Source organism: Sphingomonas sp. Leaf339 (assembly GCF_001426195.1).
GTDB lineage: Bacteria > Pseudomonadota > Alphaproteobacteria > Sphingomonadales > Sphingomonadaceae > Sphingomonas.
Genome location: NZ_LMRS01000034.1, coordinates 224,401 through 246,113, shown reverse-complemented (window position 1 = coordinate 246,113; position 21,713 = coordinate 224,401). Strand labels below are relative to the sequence as shown.

Sequence of the window (21,713 nt, the reverse complement as noted above, 5' to 3'; positions counted from 1 at the left end):
GGCGCAGGCTATCGCTGCGTTTCATCATTGTTGTCATATAACTCTGGGTAACGTCAACCGGCGGCATACCAATTTGATCGCGCCACCGGTCATGCACCGTCCCATCCGTCATCCCGGCGAATGCCGGGATGACGGATGGGACGGCGAGTATGGCAGGTCGGAACATTATCCTCAAATAGCTCGCTCGCTTACGCCGCCCGGTCTCGCAGCCGCTTGGTCTCGCTCAGTTGCGAATGGCGGCTGAGGCTTTCCTGCATGTGCTGGCGGGCCGCGGCACGGGCGCGCTCGGAATCCATGCGAACGATCGCGTCCAGGATCGCCTCATGCTCGGCCCGGACCAGCGCGGCATAGGCGCGGTGCGCTTCGTCCGACTGCCCTTCCAGATACAGGTTGCGCGGCGGGACGAGGCGCAGGCCGAGAAAATCGATCAGCCGGACAAAATAATCGTTCTGCGTCGCGCGCGCGATGGCGAGGTGGAAGGCGATGTCGGCGCGGGCGGCGGCGGCGGGATCGTCGCTGACGTCGGCCATTTCCTGCAACGCCTCGCGGATCGCGCCGATATCGGCGGTGGTGCGGCGGGCGGCGGCGAGCGAGGCCATCTCAGTTTCTACCGCGAGGCGCATTTCGAGCAGCTTGATGACATCGGTCAGCTCGCTCAATTCATCGCGCGTGACCTGAAACGCGCGATAGGCGGCGGTATCGGCGACGAACACACCCGATCCCTGTCGCGAATTGGTTAGCCCTTGCGCCGACAAACGCGCCACTGCTTCGCGCACCACGGTGCGGCTGACGTTTTCGGCGATGCAGATATCCTTCTGCGTCGGGAATCGTGAACCGGGGGGCATTTCGCCCGACCTGATGCGCGCCTCCAGCTTCACGAACAGGTCGTCGGTCAGCGACGATGGGCGATCGGTCACGGTCTTCTCCATGTGGCCCTTATCCTTACGGCTTGTGCGGTGGCCATGCTCTTGTACTATCAATCTAACATCGTTCATACGGAGCGTCGATCCCGATAACGGGTCAAGAGGAGAGAGCGTGAAACGTCCCCGCCTGGTCGCGATCCTGTCGGTACTGATTGCCGCACCGCTGCTGTCTGCGCAATCCGCGCCGCCCGCCGCTCAGCCCGCCGCCGCCAAACCGCTTGCCCCGCCGACCGGCACGGCACGCCAGCCGCGCGCGGCGGTGATGCTGGCGGATTATCGCTATGACGATCTGTTGTGGGAAAACGATCGCACCGCGCACCGCATCTATGGCCATGCGCTGGAGGTGGCCGAACCACCGTCCGGCTCCGGCATCGACGCGTGGGGCAAGAACGTCGCCTGGCCGTTCATGGACCGCCAGTTGCGCACCGGCGACCAGCACGCGTTCCATGGCGAGGGGCTGGATTTCTATAATGTCGGCAGCGCGCGCGGCGATGGTGGTCTCGGCGTCTGGTACGACAACAAGCTGTGGACCTCGCGCAATTTCATCCGCCATCGGATTCTGAAGAACGGACCCGACGCGGCGGATTTCGAGGTGAATTACGCGCCCTGGCCGGTCGATGTCGGCCGGCGGGTGTGGGAAACGCGGCGCTTCACCCTCCCGCTCGGCACCGCCTTCACGCGGCAGGTGTCGACCATCTCGTCCGATCAGCCGGCGCCGCTGCTGGTCGGCATCGGCATCGGCAAGCGCGCGACGGGCGATGGCGGCAAGCTGACGGTCGACCGGGCGCGGGGCGTGCTGTCGTTCTGGGGGCCGGACGATCCGGGGCATGGCGCGATGGGGATCGCGATCCGCGTCGATCCGGCGATGATTGCCGACATACGCGACGATGCCGACAATCATCTGGTGCTGTTGCGCGTCACCCCGGGCAAGCCGTTCGTCTATTACAGCGGCGCGGCGTGGAGCCGGGGGGTCGGCGATATCCGCAGTCAGGCGGACTGGGACAAATATGTGATGGCCGCGAAGCTCGACTTCACCGTGCCGGCAAAAGGACGATAGGATGGAACGGCGCGAATTCCTGACGGCGGCGGGACTGGGTGCGCTCGCGGCACCGGCCATGGCGCAGGGCGGCGTGGCGGCGGGGCCGATCACGGGGCCGGCCGCTGGAAATGGCGCGGGCGACCGCCGTTACATGCTCGACCTGCTGATACGCATGGCGACGCCGGTGCTCGAACCGATGGCCAAGGGGCAGTTGCAGGCCCGCTTCGATCCCGAACTCAGCCCCACCTGGGACGGGCGGGACCGGCGGGTGGCCTATCTGGAATGTTTCGGGCGGCTGATGGCGGGCATCGCGCCATGGCTGGCGCTGCCCGATACCGATGGCGCGGAGGCACGGGTGCGCGCGACGCTGCGCGCGCAGGCGGTGGCGGCCTATGCGAACTCGGTCGATCCCAAAAGCCCGGATTGCCTGTTGTGGCAGGGCGCGGGACAGGCACTGGTCGATTCCGCCTATTTCACCAACGCGCTGATGCGCGCGCCCAAGCAGTTGTGGGAACCGCTCGACAAGGCGACGAAGGCCCGGATCGTGACGGTCATCAAGGGGCTGCGCGACATCTCGCCGCCCTATACCAACTGGCTGTTGTTCGCGGCGATGAACGAGGCGTTCCTGCTGTCGATCGGGGAGCAATGGGACCCGGTTCGCCTCGACCTCGCGATCCGCAAGTTCAACGAATGGTATGTCGGCGATGGCTGGTATGCGGACGGTCCGCATTTCCATTATGACTATTACAACTCCTACGTCATCCATCCGATGATCGTCGAAATCCTCGAAGTGCTGGTCGCCACCGGCGCGAAGTTCAACAGCCTGCCGACGAAGGACCTGCTGGATCAGGCGTACAAGCGGATGCAGCGTTGCGGCGAAAGTCTGGAACGGATGATCGGCCCCGATGGCAGCTATCCGCCGATCGGCCGATCGCTCACCTATCGCACCGCCGCCTTCCAGCCGCTGGGCCTGCTGGCATGGCGCAAGCGATTGCCCAAGGCCCTGCCAGAGGGACAGGCGCGCGCGGCGACGGTGGCGGCACAGCGCGCGATCTTCCGCCATCCGTCGAACTTCGATGCGAAGGGGTATCTGACGATCGGGTTCGCCGGGCATCAGCCGACGCTGGGCGACTGGTATTCGAACGCAGGCAGCATGTACCTCGCCTCGCTTAGCCTGCTGGCGCTGGGCCTGCCGGCGGCCGACAGCTACTGGACCGTGCCGCCGCAGGACTGGACAATGAAACGCGCATTTGCCGGCGAACGGTTCGCGAAGGATTATTACGTGGATTATTGACGGGGGCGGCGCGTCCGGTCGCCGCGCGATCTGTCCTACAGGCCCCGGCCTTGGTATGACGTCGTCAAGATCAACGCCGCCGCTCTTTTTCATCGCCGTCATCGAAAAATTAGGGACGGTTTAGGCCTAACTTTAGCCTAACTTTCCGCGCTTTCACCCCCCCCCCGTCCGGCGGGCCATGTCATGGCATGGCGACGCTAGATGACTTGTCGCGGGTACGTCGATAGGATCGGGCATCCAGCCGGAGACCCGTGATCGCCGCTCCCCCATCCCCGACCGAACGTGGCCGTTTGTTGAAGGCGCAGGGCGATCTGCGCGGGGCGGCGGCTTGCTATGCGCAGGCAGTGGCGGCGCGGCCGGACAGTGCAGTGGCGGAGCATAATCTGGCATCGGTGCTGGGTGACCTGAACGACTTCGCGGGCGCGGCGGCGGCGGCGGGGCGGGCGATCGCCAAGGGCGGCGATGCGCCGGAGACGTGGCTGGTGCGCGGCCGCGCCTTGCAGGGGTTGGGCGAACTCGACGCGGCGGACGATGCGCTGGCGACGGCGGTGGCGCGGCGGCCGGATTATGCGGTGGCGCACCGCGATCTCGCGCAATTGCGCTGGATGCGCAGCGCCGATGTGGGCCACGCGCTGACTGCGATCGAACAGGCCCCGCCCACCGCCGCCATCACGCAGGTTAAGGCGACGGTGCTGATGGAGGCGGGCGAGGACGTTCGCGCGGCGGCGGTGCTGCACACGGCGCTGACGATCGATCCGGGCCACGTGGGCTTGCGGTTGCTCGCCGCGCAGGTGGCGGCACGGCTGGGCGATGCGGACGGGCAACTGACGCATGCGAGCACGGCATTGCAGGCGGCGCCCGCATCGATCGAGGCGGCGAAGGCGGTGGCCGAGGCGCTGCTCCACGCCGGCCGCGCGGATGAGGCGGCGGCGCTAGCGGCGCGGATCGTGGCGGCGGTGCCGGACGATCAGGGCGCGATCGCGGTGCAGGCGACGGCGTGGCGGCTGCTCGGCGATCCGCGTTACGCGGCGCTGTGCGAAGACCCGGCGCTGGTGTTGGTGACGACGATCGAGACGCCGGCGGGGTGGCCGGATCTTGCCGCGTTCCTCGGCGATCTGGCGGGCGAACTGACGGCGCGGCATCGCTGGCGCACGCATCCGCTGGAACAGTCGGTGCGGCATGGCAGCCAGACGCAGGAAGATCTGGCGCAGCTCGACGTGCCGGTCGTCCGCGCGCTGTTCGCCGCGTTCGATGCACCGATCCGGGCGTATATCGCGGGATTGGGAAGCGGCACCGATCCCGTGCGGCGGCGGGTGGCGGGCGGCTACCGCTTTGCCGGTGCATGGTCGGTGCGGTTGGCGCCGGGCGGTTTCCACAGCGACCATGTCCATCCGCGCGGCTGGTTGTCGTCGGCCTTTTACGTCGCGTTGCCCGAGGCGGTGGCGCGGGAGCCGGAGGGGTGGCTGGCGCTGGGGCGGCCGGGCATCGCGACGCGGCCGGCGCTGTGGCCGGTGCGCCATATCCGGCCGCGACCAGGGCAACTGGTGCTGTTCCCATCCTATCTGTGGCACGGGACCGAGCCGTTTACGGGCGAGGCGTCGCGGTTGAGCGTGGCGTTCGATCTGTTGCCGGCGTGATTATTTGTCGGGCGGGGGTGTGGTGGACGGCCGGACTTGCGTCATGATGGTTGACCGGTCGCACGTCATGGGGCGGCGACCGACCATATCGGGGGGACGCGATGATGAAGATCGGTTTGCTGTTGGGCACCACGTTGCTGGCGAGCGCGCAGACGCTGCCGGCGCAGGTCATCACCCCGCCGGTGGCGGGCGTAACCGCGCCGTCGCAAGGCTTTCCGACCGAGCCGGGCAGCGATTATTATCTGGCAAACTACGACGCGTATGAAGCGTATCTGAAGAAGCTCGCCAGCCAGTCCGACCGGATGAAGCTGGTCGATATCGGCAAGTCGGCCGAGGGGCGGACGATGTGGATGGCGATCGTCTCGTCGCCCGCGAATCTCGCCAAGCTGGACCGCTACCGCGCCATCGCGCAGCGGCTGGCCAAGGCGGAGGGCGTGAAGGAGGCCGAGGCGAAGGCGCTGGCGGCCGAGGGCAAGGCCGTGGTGTGGATCGACGCCGGCCTGCACGCGACCGAGACGGTGACGACGCAGAGCCAGATTCATGTGCTATACCGGATGCTGACCGGCACCGATGCCGAGACGATGCGGATACTGGACGAGACGATCGTCCTGTTCGCGCACGACAATCCCGACGGCCTGCAACTGGTGGCCGACTGGTACATGCGGAACAAGGACCCCAAGGACCGCGAGTTCCGCACCATCCCGCGGCTTTACCAGAAATATGTCGGCCACGATAACAACCGCGACAGCTTCATGGCGCAGATGCCCGAGACGGTGGCGATGAACCGCGTGCTGTTCCGCGAATGGTTTCCGCAGATCGTGTTCAACCAGCACCAGACCGGCCCGGCCGGCATGGTGGTGTTCGTGCCGCCGTTCCGCGACCCGTTCAACTACAACTATAACCCGATCGTCATGACCGAGCTGAACGAGGTCGGCGCGGCGATGCACAGCCGGCTGGTCTCGGAGGAGAAGGGCGGATCGGGCATGCGCAGCGCCGCGCCCTATTCGACGTGGCACAACGGCATGGTGCGATCGATCGCGTATTTCCACAATTCGATCGGCTTGCTGACCGAGATTATCGGTGGTCCGACACCGGAGAAGATCCCGCTGATCGCCGAGACGCAACTGGCGCGCAGCGACGAACCGCTGCCGATCGGGCCGCGCGACTGGCACTTACGCGACAGTCTGGAATACCAATGGTCGCTCGACCGGGCGGTGATGGATTACGCCGCGCGCAATCGCGAACGGTTGCTGCTGAACATCTGGCGGATGGGCGATCAGGCGATCCAGCGCGGCAATCGCGACAGCTGGACGACGACCCCGGCAGCTGTCGATGCGCTGAAGGAAGCGGGCAAGTTGAAGAAGGCTGACGAGGGATTTGTCGGTTACAACAGCCGCGCGCGCGAAGGCATGGTGGCGCCGGAGTTGTACAAGACGGTGCTGCAGGACCCGGCCAAGCGCGATCCGCGCGGATACATCCTGTCCGCCGATCAGCGCGACCTGCCGACGACGGTGGCGTTCCTGAATACGCTGATCAAGAACGGCGTCGACGTTCAGCGTTCGACAGCGGCCTTCACGGTCGGTGGCAAGCGCTATCCGGCGGGGTCGTATGTGGTGAAGACCGCGCAGGCGTATCGCCCGCACGTGCTCGACATGTTCGAACCGCAGGATCACCCGCACGACGTGGAATATCCCGGCGGCCCGCCCAAGGCACCGTACGACATCACCGGCTATACGTTGGCATACCAGATGGGCATCGGCTTCGACCGGGTACTGGAAGGGTTCGACGGGCCATTCGCCAAGGTGGCGGACATGATCGCGCCACCGCCGGGCCGGATCGTCGGGTCGGGCCGCGCCGGCTGGATGGTCGGGCACGAGACGAACAACGGCTTCATCCTGACCAATCGCTTGTTGAAGGCGGGCGTGCCGGTATCGTGGGTGAAGGCGGAGACGAAGGCCGGGGGCAAGACACTGGCACCCGGCGCGATCTGGATTCCGGCATCGGCGGCCGCGCGCGAGGTGCTGGCGCGGGGCGTGGCGGAGCTGGGGATAGACGCCTATGCCGCCGGTCGCGTGCCGACGGGCGGCACGATGGCGCTGAAGCCGGTCCGTGTCGGGTTGGTCGATCGATATGGCGGGATCATGCCGGCGGGATGGACGCGGTGGCTGCTGGAGCAGTTCGAGTTCCCCTTCTCGGTCGTCTATCCGCAGGAACTGGACGCCGGCAATCTGAACGCGAAATACGACGTGCTGCTGTTCGCGGACGGCACCGTGCCAACGGTGCGCGGCGGGCCATATCCCGGCGGTTACCGGTTCGAGATGCCCAAGCCGAAGAGCATCCCGGCCGAATATCGCAGTTGGTTGGGCGATGTGACGACCGACAGGACGGTGCCGGCGGTGAAGGCGTTCGCGGAGGCTGGCGGTACGGTACTGACGGTGGGCAGCGCCAACCGGCTCGCCACGCTGCTCGCGCCGCAATTGCAGCCGGCACTGGTGACAAAGAAGGCGGACGGCACGCTGGCGGCGCTGGATACGAAGGAGTTCTACATCCCCGGTGCGGTCCTGTCGGCGAGCGTCGATACGCGCCAGCCGCTGGGATACGGGATGACGCCGAAGGTCGATATCTTCTTCGACGACAGCCAGCCCTTCCGCCTCGATGGCGGGTCGGGCGCGCGGGTGGCGTGGTTCGACAGCGCCAAACCGTTGCGCAGCGGTTGGGCGGTCGGGCAGGAAAAGCTGCAGGGCACGATCGCGGTCGCGGACCTTGATCTGGGTCGCGGCAAGTTGTTCGCGATGGGCCCTGAGGTGACGCAGCGGGCGCAGCCTTATGCGACGTTCAAGTTGCTGTTCAACGGATTGCTGTATGGGCCTTCGGTGGCGGCAACGCGGTAAACATTCGCCCTCACCGTTCCGCAACTTTGCCGCCGTTCCTCTCTCTCCCGCCGGGAGAGAGAGGAAGGCAAACAGCATTTATGGGTGAGGGTGGTTGTTTCGTTGCACAGACCATCAAGACAGCAAAATTACTAGCGGGTTCATTTTTTCGGAACTTTTTTACGAAACCGGGGTGAGGGAATGTGACAGCCCCGCGTCTTTCCCGATGAAGCCGCCAACGAAGCGGCCGCAAATCGGGGACACTTCCATATGGTTCGACGCACCGTTCGCCGTTCGTTGCTGGCTGCCAGCTGCGCCTCTTTTGCCTTGATCGCCGCCAGCGCGCCGGCGCAGATCGGCGTGCCGACTGCGGAGAACCCACCGGAGTCCGCAATCGACGCGCAGACGCCGGACACCGCGCCCGAACCGTCCGAGGAAATCCTGATCACCGGATCGCGCATCGCGCGTCAGGATTATGCCGCGAACAGCCCGATCGTCTCGCTGTCGCAGGATGCGCTGGAAAACACCGGCCGCGTCACCGTGGAAAGCGCGCTGACCCAGTTGCCGCAGTTCAGCGGTGCATTCGGGCAGGCGAACGGTGGCAGTACGTCGACTGGCCTGAACGGCGGACAGGCCTACGCGTCGCTGCGCGGTCTGGGATCGAAGCGCACATTGCTGCTGCTCGATGGCCGGCGCATCCAGCCGTCGAACCCCGATGGCTCGGTCGATCTGAACATCATCCCCGATGCGCTGATCGAGAATATCGAGGTCATCACCGGCGGCGCGTCGGCGACCTACGGATCGGATGCGACGGCGGGCGTCGTCAATTTCCGCCTGCGCCGCAACTTCAAGGGGTTGGAGCTGAACGGCCAGACCGGCGTCAGCGATTATGGTGACGGCAACTCGTATCGTCTGACCGGCACGATCGGCGGCGCGTTCGACGAGGGGCGCGGTCGGGCGGTGCTCTCGGTCGATTACACCAAACGCGAACGCGCGCTGCAGAGCGCGCGCGATTATTACACCGCGCGTCAGACCACGCCGGGCCTTGCCACCATTCCGCAGGGCACCGTGCTGTTTGGTGCGAACCTGCCCACGCTGGCGTCGGTCAACGGCGTGTTCAGCGGGTACGGCGTGCCCGCGCTGACCGGCAATGCGGCGGGGCGTTACACCGGGCAGATCGGGTTCAACACCGACCAGACATTGTTCTCGACCGTCGGCGTGCCGGTGCTGAACTTCCGCGATCCGCAGACCGACGAGGCATATATCGTCAACAGCGGCACCAACAGCCAACAGGTCAATTTCGGCTTCAACGGCAGCTCGCTGCAATCCGATCTCAGCCGATACAACGTGTTCGGCAAGATCGATTACGACGTGACGGAATCGATCAAGGCGTTCGTGCAGTTCAGCTACACCAGCTATTCGTCGCTGGGGATCACCAACCCGACGCTGGCATCGAACGTATACGGCCTGACGGTGCCGGTGACGAACCCGTTCATCCCGGCCGCGTTCCGTACCATCCTGGCATCGCGACCGACGCCGAACGGGGCGTTCACCTTCTACAAGGCGCTCAATATTCTGGGGCCGCGATATCAGACCTATGATTACGACGTGTACCAGATCACGACCGGCCTGTCGGGCAAGATCGGGATCAGGGACTGGACCTGGGACCTGTATGGCAGCGTGAGCAAAGCCAAGTTCGTCAACGCGCAGACCGGCGGTGCCAGCGCCAGCGCGACCGCGCGGTTGCTCAACAGCCCGACCGGCGGCACCGAGTTGTGCGCGGGCGGCTTCAACCCGTTCGGCAACCTGACGCCGTCACAGGCGTGCATCGACTACATCTCGCGCCGCACCGTCAATTCCAACGAGCTGAAGCAGCGGACGGTCGAAGGCAATATCCAGGGCGGCTTCGTCAACCTGCCCGCTGGCGAGGTGCGGTTCGCGGTCGGCGCCGATTACCGGTTCAACGGTTATGGCTTCAGCCCGGATGCGGCACTGGCGCAGCCGGACGGGACCAGCGACATCCTCGGCTACAGCGTGCTGCGCCCAGCCGGCGGATCGATCGACACAGGCGAGGCCTATGCCGAATTGCTGGTGCCGTTGCTCCACGATACTCCGCTGATCCAGCAGCTCGATCTCGACCTCGGCTATCGTTACTCGCGCTACAACACGGTCGGCGGTGTCCATACGTACAAGGCGGACGCATCGTGGACGGTGTTCGAGGGGCTGCGACTGCGCGGCGGATACAACCGCGCGATCCGGGCGCCCAGCGTCGGCGAGCTGTTCGCGCCCGTGTCCACCGGATCGGTCGCGATCGGCACGGCATCGGCGACGACGACCAATGGCGATCCGTGCGACACCCGCTCGTCCTATCGCCGGGGCACCGCCGCCGCGCAGGTGCGCTCGCTGTGCCTGGCGCAGGGCATACCGACGACGATCATCGACAGCTATCAACTCGGCACCGCGCAGGTTTTCGCGCTGACCGGCGGCAATCCTGAGCTGGAGGAGGAAACCGCCGATACCTATTCGGTCGGCGGCGTCATCCAGTCGCCGTTCGATTCGGCAATGCTGAAGAACATGTCGCTGTCGGTCGATGCGTATCAGATCAAGATCCGCGACGCGGTGGGGCCGCTGTCGATCGCACAGGCTTTCCAGTTCTGCTTCAATTCGGGCGGCAACAATCCGTCGTACAGCGCGACCAATTATTACTGCTCGCTCATCACCCGCAGCACGGCAAGCGGCGTGCCCGTCAATCCGCTCCAGCCGCTGCTCAATCTAGGCACGTTCCAGGTGCGCGGGATCGACGTGCAGTTCGACTGGCGTTTTCCGCTGAATAGCCTTGGCTTCAACGGCGATGCTGGTCAGATCGCGCTCAATTCGGCGGTCAGCTATACCGACTCATTCAAGATTCAGGCGCTGCCGGGGGCGCCCACCTATGACTATGCCGGCAGCATCGGCACCGGCGTTGAGAGCGTGGCAGGGACGGCGCATCCGCGTTGGAAGTCGATCACGTCGCTCACCTATTCCCTGGGCGGCGCGAGTCTCGGCATGCGGTGGCGGTACATCAGCAGCATGAAGGCATCGGCGCGGGTGGTGTCGCCGACCAGCACGACGCGCGGCGTCGACAAGTACAACGTGTTCGACCTGAACGCCCGGTTCGAGGCGGGGGAGACGACCGAGTTTCGGCTGGGTGCAACGAACTTGTTCAATAAAAAGCCGCCACAAGTCGGCGATATCGAGGGGACGTTCGACGCCCAGAATTACGATGTCATGGGCCGATATTTTTTCATCGGCATCACCAAGCGCTTTTGACCTGACGGGAACCGGATCATGATAAAGACACTGACGATCGCCGCGTTGATGACAGGGGCGGCCATGCCCGCCGCCGCGCAGGAACTGGCGCCGGCCGACCGGCAACAGATACTGGCGGCGGTGGAGGCGGATCAGAAACCGATCGCCGACACCGCATTGCAGATCTGGAAATTCGCCGAGGTCGGGTATCAGGAGCAGCAAAGCTCTACCCTGTTGCAATCAAAGCTGAAGGCGGCGGGCTTTGCGGTGAAGCCCGGCGTGGCGGGCGAGCCGACCGCGTTCGTCGCCAGCTTCAAGAACGGCGCCGGGCCGGTGATCGGCGTGCTGGCCGAATATGACGCGCTGCCCGGCCTGTCGCAGGCGGCGTCGCCCACCAAGCAGTCGGTCGGCGGCGAGGCGGGCCATGGCTGCGGCCATAACCTGTTCGGCACCGCCAGCACCTATGCCGCGATCGCGGTCAAGGAATGGATGGTCCGCAACAAGGTGGCGGGCGAGATCCGCGTCTATGGCACGCCGGCTGAAGAGGGCGGGTCGGGCAAGGTGTACATGGTCCGCGACGGTCTGTTCAGCGACGTCGATACCGTGTTGCATTGGCATCCCGGCAACACGAACAGCGCGTCGCAGGGGCCGTCAATGGCCAATATCAGCGGCAAGTTCCGCTTCCACGGCATCTCCGCCCACGCCGCCGGCAATCCCGACAAGGGGCGGTCAGCGCTGGACGGGGTCGAGGCGCTGGACGCGATGGTCAACCTGATGCGCGAACACATTCCCGACCGCACCCGCATCCATTACGTCATCACCAATGGCGGCAAGGCGCCCAACGTTGTACCGGACGAGGCCGAGGTCTATTATTATGTCCGACACGTCGATCCCAAGATCGTCGTGTCGGTGATGAACCGGGTGAAGAAGGCTGCTGAGGGCGCGGCGCTGGGCACCGAGACGAAGGTTGATTTCGAGGTGACGGGCGGCGTGTACAGCCTGTTGCCGAATGAGGCGTTGATGAAAGTAATGGACCGCAGCCTGCACGCGGCGGGCGCGATCAGCTGGACGCCGGAGGAAACGGCGTTTGCACAGGGCATTCAGAAGACGCTGGCACCAGGTGCGCCGCCACTGTCCAGCGTTGGTGAAATCCAGACAGCGGTGATGGAAGACGATGCGCTGGGCGGATCGACCGACGTGTCCGACGTCAGTTGGGTGACGCCGACGGTGGGACTGTCGACCGCCACGTTTGTGCCGGGATCGGCCGGGCACAGCTGGCAGAACGTCGCAGCGGCGGGCAGCAGCATCGGTGCCAAGGGCGCGGTGCTGGCGACCAAGACGCTGGCATTGGCGGCGGCGGATCTGTTCCGCAATCCGGCGACGATCGCCGCGGCAAAGGCGGAATTCGAGAAGAAGCGCGGCCCCGGCTTCACGTACAAGGCAATGCTCGGCGATCGAAAGCCCCCGCTCGATTACCGCAAGGCACCGGCAGCGGAATAAGGAAGATACCCGTGCCGCCATCCGGGCGGCACGGGTTTTATTGCGGCATCAGCACGATCTGGTCGCGCGTGGTCCGCGCGACACGAGCGGTGCCATAGGCGTCGAGCGCGGCGACCAACGCATCGGCGCCATCACGGGTCAGCAACACGCCACTGAACGGGCGGCGGGCCAGCGCGGGGTCGCCGATGACGATCTGGCGCTTGGTGTAGCGGTTCAACTGGGCCGCAACCTCGCCCAGCGGCATCGCGTCGAACGTCAGCGTGCCGTTGCGCCATTCGGTGTCGATCGTGGCTGCACCGGCTCGCACCGTGCCATGCCCGTTCGCAATCGTCAGGACATCACCCGGTGACAGCAGGCGGGTGGCGTCGGGCGAGGCGACGCGGACCGATCCCTCGATCAGCGCGACCGTCATGCCGTTCGGGGCCAGTTCGACCGAAAACTCGGTGCCGACGGCGGTGACGGTGTTGTCGCCGGCCGACACGATGAATGGATGGACGGCATCCTTGGCGACGGCGAACAACGCGCGGCCCTGTTGCAACGTGACCCGCCGCTCGTCGCCCGGCGCCTGGACCATTGCAGTCGATGCAGTGTCCAGTGTCATGACGCTGCCGTCCGACAGCCGCAGATGCCGCATCTGGCCGGTGGCGGAGGCGATTCGCTCCTCACGCACCGGTGGCGCGCGGCCGGCGATCAGCCACGTGGCCGACGTCCCCACCGTCAACATGATCGCCGCCGCGGCGGCATAGGATCGCCAAGGGAGTGCGGATTTGGCATACGCGTGGGGGCGCATCCGGTCCCGCATCGCGCGCATGGCGGGATCGTCCCGCATCGCGCTCAACCGGCCGTCGACCTGCGATACCGCGTCCCATGCACGCGCATTGGCAGGATCGGCCGCGTGCCAGCGGCGCATGGCCAGACGATCGGTATCGGTCACGTCATCGGCGCGCAGCCGCGCATACCAGCGCGCCGCCGTACCGCCCGCGTCGCGCCGCAGGTCGTCTGACAGATCGGGGCCGCTCATGTCAGGCGATCGCGTCTGCAAGCCGGCGGATTGCCCGCATGATATGTTTTTCGACCGCGCTCACCGATATTCCCATGTGTCCAGCGATGGCCGCATACTGCATCTCCTCGAACCGGTGAAGGACGAAAGCCTCACGCGTTCGCGCGGGCAGGTCCTCCATGGCCGCGAGCAGCATCGACCACTGCTCCTTTCCTTCCAAGACGCGCTCCGGCGACCTGTCCTCAACCGGATGGTGAAATTCTTCCAGACTGTCGTGGCTCGATCGGCACCGCGTCGAATCGCGACGGCCGCGATCGGCGAGCACGCTGTGGGCAGTCTGGAACAGATATCCCTCCACATTGGCGATCGGATCGTCGGCGCGGCGAGTGTGCATCCGCATCGCGACGTCCTGCACCAGGTCGTCGACATCGGCGACCGGCGCGCGTTTCAGGAAGAAACGGCGGATCGCGCCCAGATGCTGGGTGAAGCCCTGGCGCATCTCGTCCGTCCGCGCTGGCCCCCCGGCGCCCCGTTCCATATCAATGGATGCATAAAGTCCCAGCATGACCACGTCCGTCGCCCATCCAATGCAGCCGCCGGCATCCCCCCGTTTATGGCAGCAATCGATCATGTTGCCAGCGACGCGTCAAGCGTGGACATTGACCGATGACGATCGGATGACGGATCGAACGCCAGAAGAGGGTGGCGGACGCACCGGAGGGGACGAAGGGGGTCCGATCCGCCGTTGCCCCAACCTTAACCTGGAGTAGCCGACGAGCCTGCCATGCGCCGCGATACCGAAATGACGCATCAGCGATCGGGGCGGTGGGCGCTTGCAGGATATCGGCGTTCGCTGTGGATCGCTATCGCTCTGTGTTCGCCGGTCGTGGCGCAGCGTAAGCCGCCCCCGGCCACCGTCACGTCGATCCCCGCCGGCCGACTCGATTCGGCGTTGCGGCGGCTGGCGGTGGCGACTGGCCGGCAGGTGCTGTTCGATCCGGCCGTCGTCGGCGATCGCCGGACGAGCGGCGTGAGGGGGCCGGTCGACCGCGACCGGGCGCTGCGCCGGATGCTGGCGGGCAGTGGCCTGGCCGCCCGCACCCTGCCGGGTGGGGTCGTCATCATCGTCGCCACCGCGCCTGCGCCCAAGACCGCTGCGCCACTCCCGATGTTGGTCGAGGACGAGATCGTCGTGACCGCCCTGAAACGACCGACGCCGCTGGTCGATACCGAAATGAGCATCGCCACCGTATCCGCGGCCGAGATCGACGCGCGGGGCAGTTACGACCTGCGATCGGTCGCCCGGCAGTTGCCGGGGCTGGTCGCGTTTAATACCGGGCCGTTGCAGCAGCGGCTGGCCATCCGCGGCGTCTCCGGCACTGGCGAGGCGACGGTCGGCGTCTATTTCGGCGAGACGCCGATCAACGGCCCGTCCGGCACCACCGGCGATCCAGGCGCCTTCGCCCCCGATATCGATCTGGTCGATGTCGAGCGGATCGAGTTGCTGAAGGGGCCGCAGGGGACGCTATACGGCGCCAGTTCGATGGGCGGGACGCTGCGCATCCTGCCGCAACCCGTCAATCTGGCGCGGGCGAGCGCCAGCGTGGAGTCCCGTGTCGACGCGGTTAATGGCGGTGGATGGGGCGGGTCGATCGCGGCGGTCGCCAATCTGCCGTTGATCGATGACCGGCTGGCGGTGCGGATCGTCGCGCATCGCCGGTCGCTGGGCGGCTACATCGACAATGACCGGCTGGGCATCGCCGATACGGGCGGTCTGGTGCGCGAAGGTGCCCGCCTGCGCGTGGCATGGGCGCCGGCGCCGGACGTGCGGGTGGAGGGGCTGTACCTGCACCAGCACACGCGGATCGACGATGGTGGTGCGTGGGACCCGGCACTGGGCCGCTATCGCGACGTGCCGGCGACGCGGACGCCCAATACGGACCGCATCGATCTGGCCAGCGCCACCGTGCATGCCGGGATCGCGGGGATGACGCTGACCGCGACCGGGTCGCACGTCCGCTGGGCGTTGGTCCGCCAGCTCGATTACACCAATGTTCTGACCCGCCAGCGTGAGAGCATGGCGGGGTGCCTGCGGCTCGCCGGCCTGCCGGTCGGGGCGCGGTGCTCGGCCGATCAGATGGCGGTGTTCCGCGCCTATGTCGATGCGCGGCTGCCGTCGATCCTCTATCAGCCGACCCGGATGCGCAGCAGCAATGCGGAGGTGCGGCTGGCCTCTCCCGCCGGTGCGGCGCTGACCTGGACGATCGGCGCGTTCATGGAGCATCGGCGCGATGCGGTGGCCAGCTATGCCGCCCGTGCCGATGCGGCGACCGGCCTCTTGATCCAGCCGCTGGATGTCATCGGTCTGCGTACGATCGCCACCGGGATCGATCAGCAGGCGGTCTTCGCGGAGGGGATGTATGAGGTCGTGCCCCGCCTGTCAGCAACGCTGGGCGCGCGCTATTACCGGTATCAGCGCCGGGCCGCCGGCGCGGTGCCGATTCCCAATATCATTACCGGCACCGCGGGCCTAGCCGAACAGACCTATGCCGGCCGGGCGAGGGGCAGCAATCTGAAGGGTGAATTGGCGTACAGGGTGCCGGACGGGCCGCTATTTTATGCTTTGATATCGGAAGGATATCGGCCCGGTGGCATCAACGTGACGCCGAACCTGACCGATGCCGAACGCTTCTATGATGCCGATCACCTGTGGAATTACGAACTCGGGATGAAGGCGTCGCGGCGCGGCTGGTCGGTCGAGACGGCGGTTTACCGGATCGAATGGCGCAACACGATTTTCGCGGCGAGCAGCGCGAACGGGGCATTCAACTACAACGCCAACCTGACCAATGTCGGGATCACGGGGGCGGAGCTGCGATCGACGGTCGCCGCCGGGCCGCTACGCCTGATCGCCGCCGCCAGTCTGAGCGATGCGCGGCTGGGTGCGGACACCGTGCTGGGCACGAGCGAGGGCATGGGGCGAAAGGGCGATCGCCTGCCCAATGTGCCCCGGATCGCCTATCTGCTGTCGGCTGAGGCGACGCTGCCGCCGCCGACGCCGGGCGATCGGTTGGTCGCGGGCATCGACGTCAGCGGTAACGGCGCGTCGCCGACTGGTTTCAACGCCGGCAATCCGTACTTCACCCACACCGCGTCGCGCACCGAGGTCGCGTTGCGGGCGGGGTATGAACACGGATCGTGGCAAGTTGACCTGAACATCGACAACGCCCTGAACGCGATCGCGCCGGTGCGCCTGTTCTCCAGCGCCTTCGGCGAGCGTCAGTTGTACAGCGCGCGGCCGCGGACGATTAGCCTGCGGTCGACGGTGCGGCTTTGAGCCGTTCCTGCACCAGCGGCGTCACCCGATCGGCGATGCGCGCGATGCCGCGCACGTTGGGATGGACGCGGTCCGCCTGCATCAGCGCCGGATCGCCGATCACGCCGTCGAGGATGAAGGGATAGAGCGTGTCGCGATAGCGCGCGGCGAGATCAGGCCAGATCGCATCGAACTGCACGACATAGTCCGGCCCCAGATTCGGCGGTGCCTTCATCCCGGTCAGCAACACTGGGATGCCGCGACGGTCAAGCTCGGCCAGCATCGCGATCATGTTGTCGCGGGTTTCCGCCGGTGAAATCTGGCGCAGCACGTCGTTGCCACCCAGTCCCAGCAGGACCAGATCGGGTTTGCGCTTCAGATTGTCGAGCGCGAAGGCCAGCCGTTGCCGCCCCGCTGCGCTGGTATCGCCCGACACGCCGGCATTGACCATCGTCGCATTGACGCCAGCGCCGCGCAGCTTCGCCTCGATCGCATCGGGCAGGCTCTGGCCCCGGTCGAGGCCATAGCCCGCGTACAGGCTGTCGCCGAACGCCAACACCAGCCGTTCCGGCCCCGCCGGCCGGGCGACCGATGCGGGCGTCGCGGCGGCGGTGGGAGCGGGGGGCGGCGCGGGCGATCGATCGCACCCGGCGATCGCGAGGGCTTGGAGAAGCACGGCCCCTGCCGCATAGCGCCTTACCCGTCCCGCCAATGCGATGCTCCATTCATGACCGATCCTGATGCTTCTATGGTGATCGACGCGCGCGAAGTCACGCTGGCGCTTGGCACCACCACTATTCTGCGTGGGCTCGACCTGCGCGTCGGGCAGGGCGAAAGCGTCGCGCTGCTCGGCGCGTCGGGATCGGGCAAGTCGTCGCTACTCGCGGTGCTGACCGGGCTGGAACGCGCGACCGGCGGCCGGGTGACGGTCGCCGGCCTCGATCTGGGGGCGCTGGACGAGGATGCGCTGGCGCGCGCGCGGCGGGGGCGGATCGGCATCGTGCTGCAGGCATTTCACCTGTTGCCGACGATGACCGCGCACGAGAATGTCGCCGTGCCCATGGAACTGGCGGGCATGGCCGACGCGTTCGAGCGGGCGGCGGCAGAGCTGACCGCGGTCGGCCTCGGCCATCGCCTCGACCATTATCCCACGCAATTGTCGGGCGGCGAGCAGCAGCGCGTCGCCATCGCCCGCGCTTTGGGGCCGCGCCCGCCGCTGGTCTTCGCGGACGAGCCGACCGGCAATCTCGATGCGGCGACGGGCCATTCGATCATGGACCTGCTGTTCGATCGCCGCGCGGCGACCGGCGCGACGCTGGTGATCGTGACGCACGATCCGGCGCTGGCCGAACGATGCGACCGGATCGTCACGCTGGCGGACGGGCGCATCCAGTCCGACAGCGGTTCCGCATGAGCGGCTGGCCGCTCGCCTGGCGACTGGCCCGGCGTGAACTGGACTGGCGGTTCCGTGGCCTGCGGCTACTGGTCGTTTGCCTGTTCCTGGGCGTCGCGGCGCTGGCGGCGATCGGGAGCCTCGCCGATGCGATCGGCCGAGAACTGGCGGATCGCGGCGCGGCTATTCTGGGCGGCGACGTGGAGTTCGCGGTGTCGCAACGGACCGCGACGCCCGCCGAACTGGCGGATATGGCGCGTCTCGGCACCGTATCGGCGACGGTGCGGATGCAGGCGAGCGCGATCGGCGGCACGCCAGCCGCGCCCACCGTGGTGCCAATTCAGTTGAAGGCGGTCGATGCGCGCTACCCGCTTTATGGTCGGGTGACGCTGGCCGATGGTCGGTCGGTCGGGCCACCACCGACGGGGCAGGCATGGATCGCGCCCGCGCTGGCGGACCGGCTCGGCGTGGGTCGTGGCGGGGCGGTGCGGATCGGCAGCGCACGGCTGACGATCGGCGGCGTCATCGCCGACGAGCCGGACCGGCTCGGCGAGGGCTTCACGCTCGGCCCCGTCGCGATCGTCGCGCCGGCCTCGCTGGCGGCGACCGGGCTGTTGCAGCCGGGCAGCCTGTACGATTACCGATACCGGATCAGGATGGCACCGGGGCGTAATCCCGCCACGGCGATCGATACGTTCCGCAATGCCTTTCCCGCCGGTGGGTGGGAAGCGAAGACGCGCGACCGCGCCTCGCCGGGCGCATCGCGCTTCGTCGATCGCATGGGGCAGTTCCTGACGCTGGTCGGGCTGGCGGCGCTGGCGATCGCCGGCATCGGTGTGGGCGGCGGTGTGTCGTCGTTCCTCGCCCAGCGGCGGCCGGCACTCGCGACGCTGAAGGTACTGGGCGCGACCGGTGGCGACGTGGCGCGGATCGTGGCGATCGAAGTCGGCGCGGCGGCGCTGGTCGGGATCGGCGCGGGCCTGATCGTCGGCGCGGCGGCGGTGCCGTTGCTGGTGGTGGCTGCGCGCAGCGTGCTGCCGGTGGCGCCGGGGTTCGTGCTGGAGCCGTGGCCGCTGGCGCGGGCGGCCGCCTATGGCCTGTTGGTGGCGATCGCCTTTGCCGCGCCACCGCTGGCGAGTGCGGGCGCGACGCCGGCGGCGGGTCTGTTGCGCGGGGCGCTGGCGCCGATGCGCGGTGGTGGCCGGCGCGGCTGGGTGCCGGCGCTGGCGGCGGGCGGCGCGGCGTTGCTGCTCGCGATCGGGACGTCCGACCAGCCATTGCTGGCAGCGGGATTTCTCGCCGCGGTGGCGGCGACGCTACTGCTGCTGGCGGGACTGGGCTGGGCGATCCGGCGCGGCGTGGCGAGACTGTCCCGGCCACGCCGGCCGTTGCTGCGGCTGGCGTTGGCGGCGCTGCACCGGCCGGGTGCGCGGACGGAGGCGCTGGTTGTTGCGCTGGGGCTGGGACTGACGCTGTTTGTCCTGCTGGCGGGCATCCGCACCAGCATCGATTCCGCGGTCGCCACCACCGTACCGGCCCGCGCGCCCGCCCTTTTCGCGCTCGACGTGCCGCGCGACCGCGAAGCGGCGTTCCGCGCTACCGTGCTGTCGGCGGCGCCCGACGCCACGATCCGCACCGTGCCGCTGATGCGCGGCACGATCACCGGTTATCGCGACATCCGCGTCGCCGACCTGAAGCAATTGCCCGAGGGCGCGTGGGCGCTGCGCGGCGAGCGCGGACTGACCTATGCGACGATGGTGCCGGAGGGCAGCAAGCTGACCGCCGGCCGCTGGTGGCCGCAGGATTATGCCGGCGAGCCTTTGGTGTCGGTCGACGAGCGGCTGGCGCAGGCGCTCGATCTGAAGATCGGCGACCGGCTGACCATCGCGCTGCTGGGCGTCGAACGGACCGCGCGGGTCGCGTCGTTCCGGCGGATCGAATGGGATACGCTGGGCTTCAACTTCGTAATGGTCTTCTCGCCCAACGCCATCGCCGACGCGCCGCATAATCTGGCGGCGACGATCGACATGGCCAAGAGACGCGAGGGGGCAGTGACACGGGCGCTGCTGGCGCCGTTCCCGTCGGTATCGGTGATCGAGGTGCGCGGCGTGCTGGCGCAGGTGCGAGGTATCGTCGGCCAGGTCGCCGCCGCCATCGCCGCCGCCGCCGGCGTGGCGGTGGCGGCCGGGATCGCGGTGCTGATTGGCGCAATCGCCGCGGCGCGGGAGGCGCGGACCTATGACGCGGTGGTGTTGCGCGTGCTGGGCGCGACGCGGTGGCAATTGCTGGCGGGGCAGGCGATCGAATATGCGCTGCTCGGAATGGTGCTCGCGATCGTCGCGCTGACGCTCGGGCTGGGGGGCGCGTGGTATGTCGTCACGCAGTTGTTCGCCTTCCCCTGGGCGCCCGATCCGGTGGTCGTCGCGCTGACGCTGGTAGTCGGGCTGGCCGCGGTGGTCGGCGTGGGGCTGGCCGGTGCTTGGCCGATCTTGAGCGTCCGCCCGGCGCGCGCCTTGCGACAGCTTTGATTTCATATGGGAACGATCGGCCCGGCCCGGCGCTATCCGCCAGGACTGATCGTGGGAGAGTGACGATGGACGACAACCGGGTATGGACGTTTGAGGAAAGCCTGTGGACGGGCGATGCGGAGCATTACCGTGCCTCGATCGACGAGGAATGCCTGATGGTCCTGCCGCAGCCGCCCTTCGTAATGAGCGGTGGCGAGGCGATCGAGGCAGTGGCGGCAACGCCGCGCTGGTCGTCGGTCGAGATCACCGACCGGCGGATCGCCCGACCGGAAGAAGGCCTGATCGTCGTGGCCTATCACGCCCGTGCTACCAAGGACGACGGCTCCGGATACGAAGCGCATTGCACCTCAACCTATCGTCGCCGCGCGCACGAAGACTGGCTGGTCGTGCAGCACCAGCAGACGCCGCCGCTCGCCACCACCGCCGCGGTCTGATGGATGGTCGTTGGCCGCGTGCCCGATGCAACCGGACGCGCGGTCGGCGGTTTTCATTCGACTTGCCCCATGGTGTCGGATGAGGAAACAATGTCCGACCATCTGAAGGAGAAAAAGGCAATGTCCGACGATCGTCATGAATCCATCAGCCGCCGCGCCTATGAAATATGGGAGAAGGAGGGTGGCAGTCATGGACGAGATTCGGATCATTGGCATCAGGCAGCCGGCGAGGTCGATCAGGGTGGTACGCAGGTAGCGCCGGATGGCACGACCATCGGCGAGGGCAGCAGCATCACCGATGCGGAAACTACCTCACCCGCGACCCACGAGGCACCGGCCGGAGCGACGGACGAAGCGGAACCGGCGGATTCGCCAGCGGTGGCTACGCCCCGCCCGAAAGCGCCGCCGAAGCGCAAGGCGTCGGCCGAACCCGCTGACACGCCCGCCCCGGCAGCGCCCAAGTCGCGCAAGACCAAAACCAAGTAAACAGC

The 21,713-nt window shown here is 67.1% G+C and carries 15 protein-coding genes; 11 read left to right on the top strand and 4 right to left on the bottom strand.

Going from position 1 to position 21,713, the window contains the following annotated elements; all coding sequences use genetic code 11:
• Window positions 1-188: 188 nt before the first annotated feature.
• The gene (locus ASG67_RS13595) at window positions 189-929 is read right to left on the bottom strand and encodes a FadR/GntR family transcriptional regulator (RefSeq protein WP_056531232.1); all 741 of its coding nucleotides are present in this window, start codon (window positions 927-929) and stop codon (window positions 189-191) included.
• Window positions 930-1,035: 106 nt separating this feature from the next.
• Between ASG67_RS13595 and ASG67_RS13590 the strand changes: the two genes are divergently transcribed.
• From ASG67_RS13590 to ASG67_RS13565, 6 genes are all read left to right on the top strand, one after another.
• Complete coding sequence (locus ASG67_RS13590) at window positions 1,036-1,980, top strand: DUF4861 family protein (RefSeq protein ID WP_056531229.1); 945 nt, start codon at window positions 1,036-1,038, stop codon at window positions 1,978-1,980.
• A gap of 1 nt (window position 1,981) precedes the next feature.
• Window positions 1,982-3,256, top strand: a complete 1,275-nt coding sequence (locus ASG67_RS13585) for a DUF2264 domain-containing protein (protein ID WP_056531226.1) — start codon at window positions 1,982-1,984, stop codon at window positions 3,254-3,256.
• A gap of 251 nt (window positions 3,257-3,507) precedes the next feature.
• Window positions 3,508-4,893 carry a 2OG-Fe(II) oxygenase family protein gene (locus tag ASG67_RS13580; RefSeq protein WP_156460821.1) on the top strand — a complete coding sequence of 462 codons (1,386 nt, stop codon included), beginning with the start codon at window positions 3,508-3,510 and terminating at the stop codon, window positions 4,891-4,893.
• Between the two features lie 104 nt (window positions 4,894-4,997).
• The gene (locus ASG67_RS13575; protein WP_162244359.1) at window positions 4,998-7,784 is read left to right on the top strand and encodes a M14 metallopeptidase family protein; all 2,787 of its coding nucleotides are present in this window, start codon (window positions 4,998-5,000) and stop codon (window positions 7,782-7,784) included.
• 249 nt (window positions 7,785-8,033) lie between these two features.
• Entirely contained in the window at window positions 8,034-11,072 is a 3,039-nt protein-coding gene (locus ASG67_RS13570; protein WP_056531217.1) for a TonB-dependent receptor domain-containing protein, read from the top strand.
• An 18-nt stretch (window positions 11,073-11,090) separates the two neighbouring features.
• On the top strand, window positions 11,091-12,551 hold the full coding sequence (locus ASG67_RS13565; RefSeq protein ID WP_056531213.1) for an amidohydrolase: 1,461 nt from the start codon (window positions 11,091-11,093) through the stop codon (window positions 12,549-12,551).
• Between the two features lie 37 nt (window positions 12,552-12,588).
• On the opposite strand, the gene ASG67_RS13560 is transcribed toward ASG67_RS13565, so the two are convergent.
• On the bottom strand, window positions 12,589-13,572 hold the full coding sequence (locus ASG67_RS13560) for a FecR family protein (protein ID WP_056531210.1): 984 nt from the start codon (window positions 13,570-13,572) through the stop codon (window positions 12,589-12,591).
• Between the two features lies 1 nt (window position 13,573).
• Window positions 13,574-14,116 (bottom strand): RNA polymerase sigma factor, encoded by a 543-nt coding sequence (locus tag ASG67_RS13555; protein ID WP_235535210.1) that lies wholly within the window; start codon window positions 14,114-14,116, stop codon window positions 13,574-13,576.
• A gap of 219 nt (window positions 14,117-14,335) precedes the next feature.
• Between ASG67_RS13555 and ASG67_RS13550 the strand changes: the two genes are divergently transcribed.
• Window positions 14,336-16,888 (top strand): TonB-dependent receptor domain-containing protein, encoded by a 2,553-nt coding sequence (locus ASG67_RS13550; RefSeq protein ID WP_056531207.1) that lies wholly within the window; start codon window positions 14,336-14,338, stop codon window positions 16,886-16,888.
• Here ASG67_RS13550 and ASG67_RS13545 read toward each other — a convergent pair.
• Window positions 16,860-17,543 carry an arylesterase gene (locus ASG67_RS13545; RefSeq protein ID WP_235535209.1) on the bottom strand — a complete coding sequence of 228 codons (684 nt, stop codon included), beginning with the start codon at window positions 17,541-17,543 and terminating at the stop codon, window positions 16,860-16,862. The genes ASG67_RS13550 and ASG67_RS13545 overlap by 29 nt on opposite strands.
• Window positions 17,544-17,594: 51 nt before the next feature.
• Here ASG67_RS13545 and ASG67_RS13540 point away from each other — a divergent pair, with 51 nt between their 5' ends.
• The 4 genes from ASG67_RS13540 to ASG67_RS13525 all read left to right on the top strand — a co-directional run bounded on the left by ASG67_RS13540 (window position 17,595) and on the right by ASG67_RS13525 (window position 21,708).
• Window positions 17,595-18,281: an ABC transporter ATP-binding protein gene (locus tag ASG67_RS13540; protein ID WP_056531200.1), complete on the top strand. Its 687-nt coding sequence runs from the start codon at window positions 17,595-17,597 to the stop codon at window positions 18,279-18,281.
• A complete protein-coding gene (locus tag ASG67_RS13535) occupies window positions 18,278-20,788 on the top strand; it encodes an ABC transporter permease (protein ID WP_056531196.1) in 2,511 nt (836 codons plus the stop codon). The genes ASG67_RS13540 and ASG67_RS13535 overlap by 4 nt, the downstream gene beginning before the upstream one ends.
• 65 nt (window positions 20,789-20,853) lie before the next feature.
• Complete coding sequence (locus ASG67_RS13530; protein WP_056531193.1) at window positions 20,854-21,222, top strand: DUF4440 domain-containing protein; 369 nt, start codon at window positions 20,854-20,856, stop codon at window positions 21,220-21,222.
• Between the two features lie 90 nt (window positions 21,223-21,312).
• A complete protein-coding gene (locus ASG67_RS13525) occupies window positions 21,313-21,708 on the top strand; it encodes a DUF2934 domain-containing protein (RefSeq protein ID WP_200940799.1) in 396 nt (131 codons plus the stop codon).
• Window positions 21,709-21,713: the final 5 nt, after the last annotated feature.

Bases quoted from the DNA above. Each gene is read 5' to 3' on its own strand.
- ASG67_RS13595 (WP_056531232.1), bottom strand. From the start codon at position 929: ATGGAGAAGACCGTGACCGATCGCCCATCGTCGCTGACCGACGACCTG.
- ASG67_RS13585 (WP_056531226.1), top strand. From the start codon at position 1,982: ATGGAACGGCGCGAATTCCTGACGGCGGCGGGACTGGGTGCGCTCGCG.
- ASG67_RS13575 (WP_162244359.1), top strand. From the start codon at position 4,998: ATGAAGATCGGTTTGCTGTTGGGCACCACGTTGCTGGCGAGCGCGCAG.
- ASG67_RS13570 (WP_056531217.1), top strand. From the start codon at position 8,034: ATGGTTCGACGCACCGTTCGCCGTTCGTTGCTGGCTGCCAGCTGCGCC.
- ASG67_RS13565 (WP_056531213.1), top strand. From the start codon at position 11,091: ATGATAAAGACACTGACGATCGCCGCGTTGATGACAGGGGCGGCCATG.
- ASG67_RS13560 (WP_056531210.1), bottom strand. From the start codon at position 13,572: ATGAGCGGCCCCGATCTGTCAGACGACCTGCGGCGCGACGCGGGCGGT.
- ASG67_RS13555 (WP_235535210.1), bottom strand. From the start codon at position 14,116: ATGCTGGGACTTTATGCATCCATTGATATGGAACGGGGCGCCGGGGGG.
- ASG67_RS13550 (WP_056531207.1), top strand. From the start codon at position 14,336: ATGCGCCGCGATACCGAAATGACGCATCAGCGATCGGGGCGGTGGGCG.
- ASG67_RS13540 (WP_056531200.1), top strand. From the start codon at position 17,595: ATGACCGATCCTGATGCTTCTATGGTGATCGACGCGCGCGAAGTCACG.
- ASG67_RS13535 (WP_056531196.1), top strand. From the start codon at position 18,278: ATGAGCGGCTGGCCGCTCGCCTGGCGACTGGCCCGGCGTGAACTGGAC.
- ASG67_RS13530 (WP_056531193.1), top strand. From the start codon at position 20,854: ATGGACGACAACCGGGTATGGACGTTTGAGGAAAGCCTGTGGACGGGC.
- ASG67_RS13525 (WP_200940799.1), top strand. From the start codon at position 21,313: ATGTCCGACCATCTGAAGGAGAAAAAGGCAATGTCCGACGATCGTCAT.